The sequence below is a fragment of the Oryzibacter oryziterrae genome, from assembly GCF_021864535.1.
GTDB classification, from domain to species: Bacteria; Pseudomonadota; Alphaproteobacteria; order Rhizobiales; family Pleomorphomonadaceae; genus Pleomorphomonas; species Pleomorphomonas oryziterrae.
Genome location: NZ_JAKJIC010000024.1, coordinates 24,623 through 38,691, shown reverse-complemented (window position 1 = coordinate 38,691; position 14,069 = coordinate 24,623). Strand labels below are relative to the sequence as shown.

Sequence of the window (14,069 nt, the reverse complement as noted above, 5' to 3'; positions counted from 1 at the left end):
GGATTTTGATCGCCGCGGATTTTTGAAGGGGGCGCTGAAGGCCGTGGGGGCCGTCGTTGCCGCGACCGGTGTCGCACCGGCAGCACTGGCGGACACGCAGGCGCATTTCGCTCTCTCGGGCCCATTCACGCGCTCGACCGTGGCGGATCTGGCACGGGCCCTGGCCAAGAAGGCCTACGAGGCGCCCGACGCCTCGATGCCGCAGATCCTCGACAATCTGAGCTACGACCAGTATCGCGACATCCGCTTCAAGCCGGAGCTGAGCGTCTGGGCCGACAAGGGGCTGCCCTATCAGATGCAGCTCTTCCACCGCGGCTCCTATTTCCGCGAGCCGGTCGAGATTGCCATCGTCGAGAACGGGCAGGCGACGCATCTCGCCTATAACCCCAACCTGTTCTCCTATGGCCCGCTGGTGCCGCAGCCGATTCCGACCGATGATATCGGTTTCTCGGGCTTCCGCCTGCATGCGCCGATCAACCGGCCCGACTATTTCGACGAAGTCATGGTGTTCCAGGGCGCCAGCTACTTCCGTTCGCTCGGCAAGGGCCAGGTCTACGGCCTGTCGGCGCGCGGTCTGGCGCTGAAGACGGCCGACGCCGAAGGCGAGGAATTTCCGATCTTCCGGGCCTTCTGGGTGGAGACGCCCGTGGCCGGCTCCGACACCTGCGTGGTCAATGCGCTGCTCGACAGCCCCTCGACGGCCGGTGCCTATCGCTTCACCGTGCGTCCGGGCGAGACGACCCAGATCGACGTGGAGGCGCAGCTGTTCCCGCGTGCCGACCTCGACAAGGTGGGCCTCGCGCCGGGCACGTCGATGTTCTATTTCTCCAGCAACGGTCGCACCGAGATCGACGACTTCCGGCCGGAAGTGCATGATTCGGACGGCTTGCTGATGATGACCGGCCATGGCGACCGGCTGTGGCGGCCGCTGGCCAATCCGAAGGAACTGCAGGTCTCTGCCTTCCAGGATCGCAGCCCGCGCGGCTTCGGCCTGATTCAGCGCTCGCGCAACTTCACGTCCTTCGAGGATCTGGAAGCCGGTTACGAGAAGCGGCCGAGCCTGTGGATCGAACCGGTGGGCGACTGGGGCGCCGGCGCGGTGACGCTGGTGGAGATCCCGACGGTTTCGGAAATCCATGACAATATCGTCGCCTACTGGGCGCCGAAGGACAAGATCCCCGCCGGTTCGGAATTCTTCTTCGCCTATCGCATGTCCTGGGGTGGCGATCCGGCCATTGCCGACGGCATTGCCTATGTGGCGGCGACGCGCTCCGGGCGCGCCGGCGTCGGCGGTCCGTCGCCTGTGCGGCTGTTCGTGGTCGACTACATGTTCTACGAGGGCGTCGATCGGGCCAAGCTCGGGGCGCCCAAGGCCACGGTGCAATCGTCCAAGGGCACGGTCAGCAACGTGGTGATCGGCGACAATCCGCAGACCGGTGGGCTGAGGCTGAGCTTCGAACTCGATCCGGGCAACGAGAACCTCATCGAGATCAATGCGGCTCTTGCCTTTGCTGCAGGGGAAAACGCGGAAACCTGGGTCTTTAGATGGACGGCGTGATCAACAAACTGCTGCACGGGGGCGAACTGATTGCGGGCATGCCGTCGGAGACCCCCGGCGAGATGCCGCCGCAGAACCTGTCGCGTTTCGACCGCAAGAGCCGCCGCAAGCTGGTGAACCGATCGAGCCGGTCGAGCTGGCTGCGGCGCTTGGCCGTGCTGGGCGGGACGGCGCTGTTGCTCGGCTATGCCTTCAATGAAATGTACTCGGTGCTGGCGCTCGGCGACGTGACACCGATCGAGTGGGTGGTGCTGGTGTTGTTCACCATCACCTTCGCCTGGATTGCCCTGTCGTCGGTGGCCTCGGTGTTCGGCTTCCTGACGATCGTGACGCGGCATTTCCGGCCGGCCAAGCCGGTGGCCAGCACGCGCCTGACCAAGCGCACGGCCATGCTGATGCCGACCTATAACGAGGACCCATCCCGCGTCTTCGCCTCTATCGAGGCCATGGCGCGCGACGTGGAGTCGCTGGGGCAGAGCCATGCCTTCGACTGGTTCGTGCTGGCCGACACCACCGACCCGGAAGTGGTGCTGCAGGAAGAGACCGCTCTGCTGCTGGCGCGCCGTCGTCTCGGGCGCACCACGCGCATCTATTATCGCCGCCGCCGCAACAACACGGCCAAGAAGGCGGGCAATGTGGCCGACTTCTGCCGCCGCTGGGCGAGCGCCTATGATCACCTCCTGGTGCTCGACGCCGACAGCCTGATGGACGGTCACACGATCGTCGAGCTGGCGCGGCGCATGGAAGCCGATCCGGATGCCGGCCTGATCCAGACCATTCCCCAGCTCGTCAACGGCACCACCATCGTGGCGCGGCTGCAGCAGTTCGCCGGCCGCGTCTACGGGCCGGTGGTGGGCACCGGGCTGAGCTGGTGGGTGCAGAAGGAAGGCAACTTCTGGGGCCACAACGCCATCATCCGGCGCGCGGCCTTCCTCGAATGCGCCGGTTTGCCGGAGCTGCCAGGCAAGGCGCCCTTCGGCGGCCATATCATGAGCCACGACTTCGTCGAGGCGGCGCTGATTCGGCGGGCTGGCTGGAACGTGATCATCGCCGACGATCTCAATGGGTCCTTCGAGGAAAGCCCGCCGTCGCTGGTCGACCTCGCCATCCGCGACCGGCGCTGGTGCCAGGGCAATCTGCAGCATGTGAAGGTGATCGGGGCCAAGGGCCTGCACTGGATCTCGCGCATGCACATCCTGACCGGCATCATGTCCTACCTGGCCTCGCCGCTCTGGCTGCTGCTGATCCTGGCCGGTTTTGCCCTGACTCTGCAGGCCCATTACATTCGCCCCGAATATTTCAAGGACGAGTTCCAGCTGTTCCCATCCTGGCCGCGCATCGACGCCGAGCGCGCGCTCGCGCTGTTCGGGCTGACCATGTCGGTGCTGTTCGTGCCCAAGGTGCTCGGGCTGATCGCCTTCCTGTTCGATCGCGAGCAGCGGCGGGCGTCCGGCGGGGTGCTGGGGCTGATCCTGAGCTTCGTCTTCGAGGCCTTCGTGTCGGCCCTGATCGCGCCGATCATGATGCTGATCCAGACCGGCGCGGTGAGCGAGATCCTGATGCGGCGCGATGCCGGCTGGAAGCCGCAGCGGCGCGACGACGGCGGGTTGCCGCTCAAGGAACTGGTGGCGCGCCATCGCTGGCATGTGCTGATCGGCATGGCGATGACGGCAGCCGCCTATGCAGACAGCTGGGTGCTGCTCGCCTGGTTGTCGCCGGCACTGATCGGCATGCTGCTGGCGGTGCCGATTTCCGGCCTGACGGGGTCGATGGTCGTCGGTCGCTTCATCAAGCGGCTGGGCCTGCTGCGCACGCCGGAAGAGAAGACGACGCCGCAGATCCGCGAACGCATGGAAGAGGTTCGTCCGGCCTATGAGGCGATCCTCAGCGAGGCGCCCGATATCGTGACGCTGGTGGCCGATCCGGCCTGGAATGTGCAGCATCTTGCCATCGTCGACCACATGGCACCGCGTCCGCGCGGCCGTGTCGACCCGGTGTCGGCGCTGGTGGCAGCCAAGGTGAACGAGGCGGAATCGGTGGAGGAGGCCGTGTCCTTCCTCGATTCCAAGGAGCGGGCGACGCTGATCGCAACGCCGCATCTTCTCGAAGCGCTGAAGCGCAAGCCGCTGGCTTCGCTTGGGTCCGTCGCCGCGCAGTGAGCGCTGCGACCGCCTGTGAGTTTGGAAAGGCGCGTCCTCTCGGGGGCGCGCCTTTTGCGTTGTTGAGGCGGCTTCGGACACTTGGGTCCGGACTTTGTGACTTTACGCCATGCACTTGTGGGAAATCACCTATGCACAAGTCGCATAACCCATTCCTGCGACTCATGGACCCCTTGCAAGTCGCTTCAAGACAGTGTTGAGAAAGCGCTGCAAATCCGCCAGATTTGCAGGATGTGACGAAGCGGCGCGGTGCCGGGAGCTGCGTTTTCGGCTAGGGGTCGGAAGCGCTGTCCCCCGAGCGCAATCGAGCCGCTTTGCCGAGGCGAACGCTGACAGGCGCATGTGAGCCTGCTAGAGGAATGGGCAGAGGGTTCCCACCACAGGGGGTAAAGGCGTGGCGATCAAAAAGTTACTCGTCGCTAATCGTTCCGAAATCGCGATCCGCGTGTTCCGTGCGGCCAACGAACTGGGGCTGAAGACAGTCGCCGTGTTCGCCGAGGAAGACAAACTCGCACTACATCGATTTAAAGCGGACGAAGCCTATCAGATCGGCAAGGGCATGGGCCCGATCGAGGCCTATCTGTCGATCGCCGAGATCCTGCGGGTGGCCAAGGAAGCCAAGGTGGACGCCATCCATCCGGGCTACGGCCTGCTGTCGGAGAGCCCGGAATTTGCCGAGGCCTGCGCCGACGCCGGCATCACCTTCATCGGCCCGTCGCCCGACACCATGCGCCAGCTCGGCAACAAGGTGGCAGCGCGCAATCTCGCCATCGAAGCCGGCGTGCCGGTGATGCCGGCGACCGACCCGCTGCCCGACGACATGGAAACCGTGAAGGCCGAGGCCAAGCGCATCGGCTATCCGGTGATGCTGAAGGCCTCCTGGGGCGGCGGCGGGCGCGGCATGCGCGTGATCCGCGACGAGGCGACACTGCTGAAGGAAGTGGTGACCGCCAAGCGCGAGGCCAAGGCGGCCTTCGGCAAGGACGAGGTCTATCTCGAAAAGCTCGTGGAACGGGCCCGTCACGTGGAAGTGCAGGTGCTGGGCGACAAGCACGGCAATGTCGTCCACCTGTTCGAGCGCGACTGCTCGGTGCAGCGCCGCCATCAGAAGGTGGTCGAGCGCGCCCCTGCGCCCTATCTCACCGAGGAGCAGCGCGCCGAGATCACCGGCTATGGCGTGAGGATCGCCAAGGCGACCAATTACTATGGCGCCGGCACGGTCGAGTTCCTGATGGATTCGGATACCGGCCAGTTCTACTTCATCGAAGTGAACCCGCGCATCCAGGTGGAGCATACCGTCACCGAGGAAGTGACCGGCATCGACATCGTCAAGGCGCAGATCCACATCCTCGAAGGCGCGGCCATCGGCACGCCGGAGTCGGGCGTGCCGGCGCAGGAGGCGATCAAGCTCAACGGCCACGCGCTGCAGTGCCGCATCACCACCGAGGATCCGGAGCAGAATTTCATTCCGGACTATGGCCGCATCACCGCCTATCGCGGCGCGACCGGCTTCGGCATCCGCCTCGACGGCGGCACGGCCTATGCCGGCGCGGTGATCACGCGCTATTACGACCCGCTGCTGGAGAAGGTGACCGCCTGGGCGCCGTCGGCCGAAGAGGCGATCGTGCGCATGATGCGGGCGCTGCGCGAGTTCCGCATCCGCGGCGTGGCGACCAATCTCACCTTCCTCGAAAGCATCATCACCCATCCGAAGTTCCAGTCGAACCGCTATACCACGCGCTTCATCGACGAGACGCCGGAGCTGTTCTCGACGGTCAAGCGGCGCGACCGGGCGACCAAGCTGCTCACCTATGTGGCCGACGTCACCGTCAACGGTCATCCGGAGACGCGCAAGCGGCCGAAGCCTGTGCTGGGTCACGGCCCGGTGGTGCCCTTCTTCGACGCCGGCGTGCAGCCGGGCACGCGCGACCTGTTGAAGTCGCGCGGGCCGGAAGCGCTTGCCAAGTGGATGCGCGAGCAGAAGCGGGTGCTGATCACCGACACCACCATGCGTGACGGCCATCAGTCGCTGCTGGCGACACGCATGCGCACCCATGACATCGCCTCGATCGCCGAGGCCTATGCCCGCTCGCTGCCGGGGCTGTTCAGCCTGGAATGCTGGGGCGGCGCCACCTTTGACGTGGCCATGCGCTTCCTGACGGAAGATCCGTGGGAGCGTCTGGCCAAGGTGCGCGACAAGGCACCGAACATCCTGCTGCAGATGCTGCTGCGCGGCTCCAACGGCGTCGGCTACAAGAATTACGCCGACAATGTCGTGCGCTTCTTCGTCAAGCAGGCGGCGGATGCGGGCGTCGACGTGTTCCGCGTGTTCGACTGCCTGAACTGGGTGGAGAACATGCGCGTGTCGCTCGACGCCGTGCTCGATTCGGGCAAGGTGTGCGAGGCGGCGATCTGCTACACGGGCGACATTCTCGACCCGAACCGCGCCAAGTATGACCTCAAGTATTATGTGAGTCTGGCCAAGGAACTCGAACGGGCCGGCGCGCACATCATCGGCATCAAGGACATGGCGGGCCTGCTGAAGCCGGCGGCCGCGCGGGTGCTGTTCAAGGCGCTGCGCGAATCCACCGACCTGCCGCTGCATTTCCACACGCATGACACGTCCGGAATTGCCGCAGCTTCGGTGCTGGTGGCGGCCGAAGAAGGCGTCGATGCTGTGGATGCAGCCATGGACGCCTTCTCGGGCAACACCTCGCAGCCCTGTCTCGGCTCGATCGTGGCGGCGCTGGAAGGCGGGCCGCGGGCAACCGGGCTCGACCAGCAGGCCATCCGCCGCATTTCCTTCTACTGGGAAGCGGTGCGCAACTCCTATGCGGCCTTCGAGAGCGATCTCAAGGGGCCGGCCTCGGAAGTCTATCTGCACGAGATGCCCGGCGGCCAGTTTACCAATCTCAAGGAACAGGCCCGTTCGCTCGGCCTTGAGACGCGCTGGCACGAAGTGGCGCAGATGTATGCCGACGTGAACAAGATGTTCGGCGACATCGTCAAGGTGACGCCGTCGTCCAAGGTGGTCGGCGACATGGCGCTGGTCATGGTGTCGTCGGGCCTCACTCCGGCTGACGTGCTGGATCCGGGCAAGGACGTGTCCTTCCCCGAGAGCGTGGTGCAGATGTTCCACGGCGACCTCGGCCAGCCGCCGGGAGGCTGGCCGGCGGAGCTGCAGAAGAAGATCCTCAAGGGCGAAGAGCCGGTTGTGGTGCGCCCCGGTTCGCTGATCCCCTCCGTCGATCTCGACGCGGAGCGGGCTGCGCTTTCGAGCAAGCTCGGCCATCCGGTCGACGATCTCGAACTTGCCGCTTACCTCATGTATCCCAAGGTGTTCCTCGATTTTGCCAAGACGCAGGATACCTATGGCCCCACCTCGGTGCTGCCGACGCCGGTCTATTTCTACGGCATGCAGCCGGGCGATGAACTGTCCATCGAGCTCGAAAAGGGTAAGTCGCTTGTGCTGATCTGCCAGGCCATCGGCGAGGTGGACGACGAGGGCATGGTGCGCGTGTTCTTCGAGCTGAACGGCCAGCCGCGCATGGTGCGCGTGCCGAACCGCTCGGTGGCCGCGACCGCCAAGCATGTGCGCCGCAAGGCCGATGAGGCCAACCCCAACCATGTGGCCGCCCCGATGCCGGGCGTCGTCTCGACGCTGGCGGTGAAGGAAGGCCAGGCGGTGAAGGCGGGCGACGTGCTGCTCTCCATCGAGGCCATGAAGATGGAAACCTCGATCCACGCCGAACGCGACGGCACCATCGCCGAAGTGGTGGTGAGCGCCGGCGCGCAGATCGACGCCAAGGACCTGCTGGTGGTGTTCGCCGCCTGAGGCTCTGGCTCGGTGAAAAATGAAATGCCCGCCTGCGAGGGATCGCGGGCGGGCTTTTTTGTTCCGAACGGGGCTCACATGCCCGTCTTCACCTTCGTCCACATGCGCGTGCGTTCGCGCAAGAGCCCGGCGTCGACCGATTTGTCCGGGAACAGGTGGGCCATGGTGGTCGGGTCGGGGTAGAGGGCAGGGTTGCCGGTGATGGCCGGGTCGACCTGGGGCGTGGCTGCGGCATTGGCGTTGGCAAAACCGACGAAATCGGTCACGCCGGCCATGACCTCGGGGCGCAGCATGTAGTCGATGAAGCGGTAGGCCTGATCGGCATGGGGCGCATCGGCCGGGATTGCCATCAGGTCGACCCACATCAGCGTGCCCTCGCGCGGTATGGCATAGTCGATGACGACGCCGTTATGCGCTTCCTCGGCGCGCGATTTGGCGATCCAGGCGTCGCCGCTATAGATCAGGGCGGCGCAGATGTCGCCGCTGGCCAGATCGTTGGTGGCGCGCTGATTGTTGAAATAACGCAGTGACTTGGTCGTGGCTTCCAGCAGGGTTTCCGCCTTGGCGAGGGCGTCCTTGTCCTCGCCATAGGGGGCGGCGCCGAGATAGTTGAGGGTGACGGCGGAGATCTCCAGCGGGGAATCCAGCATGACCATGCCGCAGTCCGAAAGTTTGGCGGCGGTCTCCGGCTTGAAGAAGACGTCGAGGCTGTCGAGGTGATCGACGCCGAGCCGTTGCTTCACCTTGTCGACGTTATAGGCGATGCCGATGGTGCCCCAGGTATAGGGCACGCCCATCTGCCGGCCACCGGGCACGGCGTCGAGCGCCTTCAGGATGGCCGGATCGAGATTACCGTAATTCTTGAGGCGTGTGGGGTCGATCGGGGCCAGTGCGCCGGCGGCAAACTCCCGCTGGGCGTTGGACGTGGCCGGGAAGACCAGGTCGTAGCCGCTGCCGCCGGTCAGCATCTTGGTTTCCAGAGTTTCGTTGGAGTCGAAATAGTCGAGCGTGACGCCGACGCCGGTCTCTGCCTTGAAGTCGTCGACGGTCTTTTCGCCGAAATAGTCGGCCCAGTTGTAGATGTTGAGCGTTTCGGCGTGAACCGGTCCGGCGCACAGGACGCAGACGGTGGCGAGCATGCGGGCAAGCAAGGGCTTCATGGCAAAGTCTCCGGTCATCTGGCCTTGCGGCGGGCAATGGCGTGCAGGGCGATGAGGTCGTTGGCGATCGTGGCGGCGGCAAGGGCAGTGATCTCGGCGGTGTCGAAGGGGGGCGACACTTCGACGACGTCCATGCCGACCACGTTGATGCCGGCGAGCCCGCGCAGGATTTCCTGGGCCTGCCAGGTGGAGAGGCCACCGACTACGGGCGTGCCCGTGCCGGGGGCGGCAGACGGGTCAAGGCAATCGATGTCGAAGGTGATGTAGCAAGGCTCGTCGCCGACAATGGCGCGCACGCGGTCGGCGATGACATCCGGGCCGGAGCGATGGACGTCGCGCGCGTCGAGGACGGAAAAGCCGAGCGTATCGGGATTGTGCGTGCGAATGCCGATCTGGACGGAATGGGCGGGGTCGACCAAGCCGTCGCGGGTGGCGTACCAGAGCATGGTGCCGTGGTCGATGCGGTCGCCTTCGTCGGCCCAGGTGTCCGAATGGGCGTCGAAATGGACGAGGCGCAGGCGGCCGTGCTTCTCGGCATGCGCCTTCAGGAGCGGATAGGTGACGAAATGATCGCCGCCGAGCGACAGCAGTGCGGCGCCCGATTGCAGCACGGTGCGGGCCGCATCCGTGATCGCGGCGGGAATGGTCTGCTGGCGACCGGGATCGAACACGCAGTCGCCATAGTCGACTACGGCCAGTTCCTCGTAGGGATCAAAGTCCCAAGGCCAGGGCGACGACCAGGCGATGTGGGCGGAGGCGGCGCGAATGCCACGCGGTCCGAAGCGCGTGCCCGGGCGGCCGGTGGTGGCGAGATCGAGCGGCACGCCCATCACGGCGACGTCGACGCCGTTGAGATCACGCGTGTAGCGGCGACGCATGAAGCTCAGCGCTCCGGCAAAGGTGGGCTCCATCAGGGAGCCTCGATCGGAGACACGGGTGAAGGCGAGGTCGCCGAGCTTGGGCGTGAGGTCGAGAGCGTCGGTCATGGGCAGATCCCCCTGGAGCGCCGTCCGATCCGATGGAACGTCAGATCGACAAGCGGCTGCTCTTGGCATTGACGGCGATGCTGCCCGAAACCGTTGGTATCGAAAATCCGCTCATGGCATACTCCCATAGGGGTATATCACCGAGGAGACTTCGATGCGGCCGCCCGAAGAGGGGCAGATTCCGGCAGCCATGGCCGAGCGGCTCATCGCCACGCTGCTGACCGATGCCTTTCCCGCCGCCTTGCGGTCCGTGCTGCAAGGCCTGTGCGCCTTCGACTCGCTGATTGTCACGACCTACCGGGCTTCCGCCCGGCCCCGCACCCTGTTTCACGATCTCAGCGAGTTGCAGGCGGCGGTGCAGACGAGCTTCTATGAGAGCGGCCCCTATATGCTGGATCCGTTCTATCTGGCGTGCCGCAACAATGTGGAGCCCGGTCCCTGGCGCCTCAGTGATCTGGCGCCGCCCGGCTTCTTCAGGTCCGAGTATTATCAGACCTTCTATCGGCGCATTCGGCTGATCGATGAAATTGGTCTGCTGGTCCATGACGACGGCGAGACGTGGATCATCCTGTCGCTGGCGCGCGGCGGGCGCAGTCCCCGGTTCAGCGCGGACGACATTGTCGGCCTCAGGTCTGTCTTTGCGGTTGTCTCGGCGGCGGTCCGGCGTCACTGGGGCAGCGGCACGGCGGACGCAGAGCGGCAACCGGCAGACACGCTGGCGACGCGGCTGAGTGATTTCGGTGCGGGGGTGTTGAGTGCGCGCGAGACGGAGGTCGTCCAGCTCATTCTCAACGGCTCCTCGACGCCAGCCATTGCCAAGCAACTGGGATCGGCGGAGGGAACCGTGAAAGTGCACAGGCGGCATGCCTATGCCAAGCTGGGCGTCGCCTCGCAGGCCGAACTCTTCGCGCTTGCCACGCGCCACCTCGCCGCGCCGGGGCGACGATAGACGCGGGTCAGCTCCCGACCGCCGCCATCATCGCGTCCCAGCTGGCCTTGTCGGGGGTCATGAGGATGCCGCCGTCGCGCAGGTGGGGCTGGTAGGGGGTGCCGTCGAGGCGGGCGGAGTAGCCGCCGGCTTCCTTGTGGATCAGCCAGCCGGCTGCGTGATCCCAGGGGGAGAGCTTGTTGTACTGGCAGAAGTGGATGGCGCCGGAGGTGAGCAGGCGCATTTCCTGGCCGCCGCAGCGGTAGTTGGAGGCGCCCCAGGTCTTGACGAGGCCGGCGGCGAGGCGGCTGCGCAGCGGCTCGGCGGCATAGGCCCAGGACGAGCAGCCGTGCATGTCCGAGAGCGGCGCCGGGGCGGCCACGTGCAGCGCGACCTCGGGGCGACCGCCGCCCTGCATGAAGGCGCCCTGGCCGGCGATGGCGCAGGCGGCGTCCTTGCGCACGGGGTCGTAGATGAGGCCGGCGGCTACTTCACCCTTTTCGACTACGGCGATGATCACCGCGAAGGCGGGGACGCCATTGGCATAGTTGAAGGTGCCGTCGATGGGATCGACGACGATGGCGCGTTCGGCTCCGGCAAGGCGGGTGATCAGCGAGGGATCGCGCTCCATGATCTCTTCGCCGAGGAAGAAGACGTCCGGGCCGAAGGCCTCGCGGGCGCGGCGCTCGATGAGGCGCTCGGCGGCCTCGTCGGCGACGGTGACGAAGTCGGTGGCATGGGCCTTCACCTTGACGTCTGCCGGGCTGAGGTTGGCAAAGCGCGGCATGATCTCGACCTCGGCGGCCTCCCCGGCCATGGCAAAGAGGCGGTCGAGCTCGGTGCGGGTCACGGACATGGGGGTGGCTTTCTGCGAAGGCGCGGCGCTGGGGGAATGACGACGATGGGCGAGGCGCTCAAGCACATGAACGCGAATCACCTGAACGCTCTGCATATTTCACCATGCTCTTAACGGATTTGCGAAGCTAATCCCTTGAGCCATGCGTGCGCTGCGGGGCGCACATGCGCAGAAAACTGGATCTCAACGGTCCTGATTTGCCCTATATATGAGCAACAAGCTCAATTTCGCCGCAGGAGCGGCTCGACAAATGAACATGATCATCGAACCGACCCGTTTCAACCGCAAGGTCCTTGCCCAGTCCGTCTCGCTGCCGGGTCTCGGATTCACCCACCTGTTCGGCCGTCGCCGCAAGGTGGAGCCGGTGATCACCGACGACGTGTTCTTCAGCGCCCTCAAGGCCAGCTGATTTTTCAGCCAAGTCCCCAAAATGGCTGCGGGCGCCCCGAAAGGGCGCCCGATTTATTTCGTCAGGTCTGACCTTGCCGCGCGGGCTCCGAGCCGCTGACTGCGGTTTGGGCGCGGTCGCGGAACGGCTGGGGGCAGGTCAGGCGGCGCGAATGGCCTGCAGGAAGTGCTCGACCCGGCTGCGGAGCGAGCTCGCCTCGGCGGAGAGATGCGAGGCTGCGTCCAGCACCTTGCTGGCGTTGCTGCCGGTGGTCACGGCGCCCGAGTTCAGCCGGGCCACATTGTCCGACACATCCTGGGTGCCGACGGCTGCCTGCTGGACATTGGCGGCGATCTCTCGCGTGGCGGCGCCCTGCTGTACCATCGCCGAGGCAATTTCGGCCGAGACGCCGTTGATCTCGCCGATGACGCCGCCGATGCTGCGGATGGCGGCAACGGCCGCGTCCGACACCGTCTTCATGGCGGCAATCTGCACGGAGATTTCCTCGGTCGCCCTGGCCGTCTGGGTTGCCAGCGACTTGACTTCGGTTGCCACGACCGCAAAGCCCTTGCCCGCTTCACCGGCCCGCGCCGCCTCGATGGTGGCGTTGAGGGCCAGCAGGTTGGTCTGCTCGGCGATGGCCGAGATCAGGCTGACGATCTGGCCGATGCGATCGGTGGTGGAGACGAGCTGCAACACGGTTCCATCGGTCTGCTCGGCCTGGCTGGCCGCGCGTTCGGCAGTGGCGCGCGAGGCGTCGACCCGGCCGGCGATTTCGTTGATGGACGCGGCGAGCTCCTCGCAGGTGGCTGCGACCGAGCGCACATTGGCGGAGGCCTGTTCGGCCGCCGCGGCGGCACTTCCGGCGTTGGTCGTGCCGGTGTCGGCCGTGGAGGTCAGGGCCCGCGCCGTGGTTTCCATCTGCTGGGACGACTGCTGGACGGTGCTGAGCACCGAGGAGATCTCGCGGTCGAAGTCGGCGACCAGGCGGTCGACTTCGGCGACGCGACGGTTGCGGCTGATCACCTCCGCTTCCTGGCTCCGCTCCAGTCGCTCGCGGGCGATGATGTTGTGGCGGAAGACCTCGACGGCATTTGCCATGGCGCCGATCTCGTCCTGACGATCGAGGTGCGGCACGGTGACGTCATGCTTGCCGTCGGCCAGAATGTTCATCACCTGCGTCATGGCGGTGATGGGACGGGCCACCACCATCATGATCATCTGCGCCAGGAGGGCGATCATCACGATGGCGACCAGCAGCGTGGTGGCGATGGCGATGTAGCGGAACTCGGTCAACGGAGCGAAGGCCATGGCACGATCGACCGAAAGGGCGAGGAACCACTTTGCCGACGGCAGGCCTTCGACGGGCACGAAGGTCAACAGGCGGCTGGCGCCCTGAAGCGAGACCTGCACCGGTGCCTTGCCTGCGACGGGAACCCCGGCGCCGTCATAGACTTCGCCGATCTTCTTGCCGACCAGGGAGGTGTCGCCGTGGACGAGGATGGTGCCGTCGTCGCTCACCAGGAAGGCGTTGCCCTTGCCGCCGAAGTCGATGCTGCCGATCTTGTCGACAACGGCCTTCAGGGTGAAGTCGCTGCCGACGACACCGGCGAGCTTGCCGCCGGTCTTGACAGGGATGGCAGCGGTGATGACGAGGCCGCCGGTGGAAGCGTCGACATAGGGCGCGGTCAGCACGGCGTCATTGGCCTTGGCGACGTCCTGGTACCAGGGGCGCTTGCGCGGATCATAGCCGGCGGGCATGTCGGTCTTGGGCCAGATGGTGAAGGCCCCGGTCTCGTCGCCGTAATAGGTATACTGGAACTCCCGGGCGAGAATGTCCTGGCTGAGTGCGGCGGCCGGGTCCGTGGGGGCATGGGCGACATTTTCAGCCACCGCCTGCGTCAGCAGAAGGCGCCCAGTCAGCCAGCTGGAGATGCCGTCGGCTGCAAGGCGACCGGTCGACACCATGTCGTCGCCGACCTGGGCCTCCACTTCGCCACTGCGCCGCATGTCGATGATCCAGGAAAATCCTGCGAAACAAATGGCGACCACAACCATGGCCGCCAACAGGATCTTGTTCATCAGGCGTCTTGCCGGTCTACGTGACTGGAGGTCCATGCGTGCCCCTTTTCATCAGGCGGGATAGCTTGCTGCGCATAAGTGCGGAGCATGCTAATTTTTGCATAGACTGCCATTGTA

At 65.5% G+C, this 14,069-nt stretch carries 9 protein-coding genes; 5 read left to right on the top strand and 4 right to left on the bottom strand.

Annotated elements, in window-relative coordinates; all coding sequences use genetic code 11:
- Nucleotides 1-34: 34 nt before the first annotated feature.
- From L2I41_RS19035 to pyc, 3 genes are all read left to right on the top strand, one after another.
- Nucleotides 35-1,558: an OpgD/OpgG family glucan biosynthesis protein gene (locus L2I41_RS19035; protein WP_390634489.1), complete on the top strand. Its 1,524-nt coding sequence runs from the start codon at nt 35-37 to the stop codon at nt 1,556-1,558.
- Entirely contained in the window at nt 1,546-3,717 is a 2,172-nt protein-coding gene (mdoH, locus tag L2I41_RS19030; RefSeq protein ID WP_237155165.1) for a glucans biosynthesis glucosyltransferase MdoH, read from the top strand. The genes L2I41_RS19035 and mdoH overlap by 13 nt, the downstream gene beginning before the upstream one ends.
- 394 nt (nt 3,718-4,111) lie before the next feature.
- A complete protein-coding gene (gene pyc / locus L2I41_RS19025) occupies nt 4,112-7,552 on the top strand; it encodes a pyruvate carboxylase (RefSeq protein ID WP_237155164.1) in 3,441 nt (1,146 codons plus the stop codon).
- Nucleotides 7,553-7,626: 74 nt separating this feature from the next.
- Here pyc and L2I41_RS19020 read toward each other — a convergent pair whose 3' ends face one another.
- Entirely contained in the window at nt 7,627-8,712 is a 1,086-nt protein-coding gene (locus L2I41_RS19020; RefSeq protein WP_237155163.1) for an extracellular solute-binding protein, read from the bottom strand.
- Between the two features lie 14 nt (nt 8,713-8,726).
- A complete protein-coding gene (speB, locus tag L2I41_RS19015; protein ID WP_237155162.1) occupies nt 8,727-9,698 on the bottom strand; it encodes an agmatinase in 972 nt (323 codons plus the stop codon).
- 154 nt (nt 9,699-9,852) lie between these two features.
- On the opposite strand from speB, the gene L2I41_RS19010 reads away from it, so the two are divergent.
- The gene (locus L2I41_RS19010) at nt 9,853-10,647 is read left to right on the top strand and encodes a helix-turn-helix transcriptional regulator (protein ID WP_237155161.1); all 795 of its coding nucleotides are present in this window, start codon (nt 9,853-9,855) and stop codon (nt 10,645-10,647) included.
- 7 nt (nt 10,648-10,654) lie between these two features.
- Here the strand turns inward: L2I41_RS19010 and L2I41_RS19005 are convergent, their stop codons facing one another.
- Nucleotides 10,655-11,482 (bottom strand): inositol monophosphatase family protein, encoded by an 828-nt coding sequence (locus tag L2I41_RS19005; protein ID WP_237155160.1) that lies wholly within the window; start codon nt 11,480-11,482, stop codon nt 10,655-10,657.
- A gap of 250 nt (nt 11,483-11,732) precedes the next feature.
- On the opposite strand from L2I41_RS19005, the gene L2I41_RS19000 reads away from it, so the two are divergent.
- On the top strand, nt 11,733-11,891 hold the full coding sequence (locus L2I41_RS19000; protein WP_237155159.1) for a hypothetical protein: 159 nt from the start codon (nt 11,733-11,735) through the stop codon (nt 11,889-11,891).
- Nucleotides 11,892-12,029: 138 nt separating this feature from the next.
- Here L2I41_RS19000 and L2I41_RS18995 read toward each other — a convergent pair whose 3' ends face one another.
- Nucleotides 12,030-13,952, bottom strand: a complete 1,923-nt coding sequence (locus tag L2I41_RS18995; protein ID WP_237155158.1) for a methyl-accepting chemotaxis protein — start codon at nt 13,950-13,952, stop codon at nt 12,030-12,032.
- Nucleotides 13,953-14,069 lie beyond the last annotated feature (117 nt).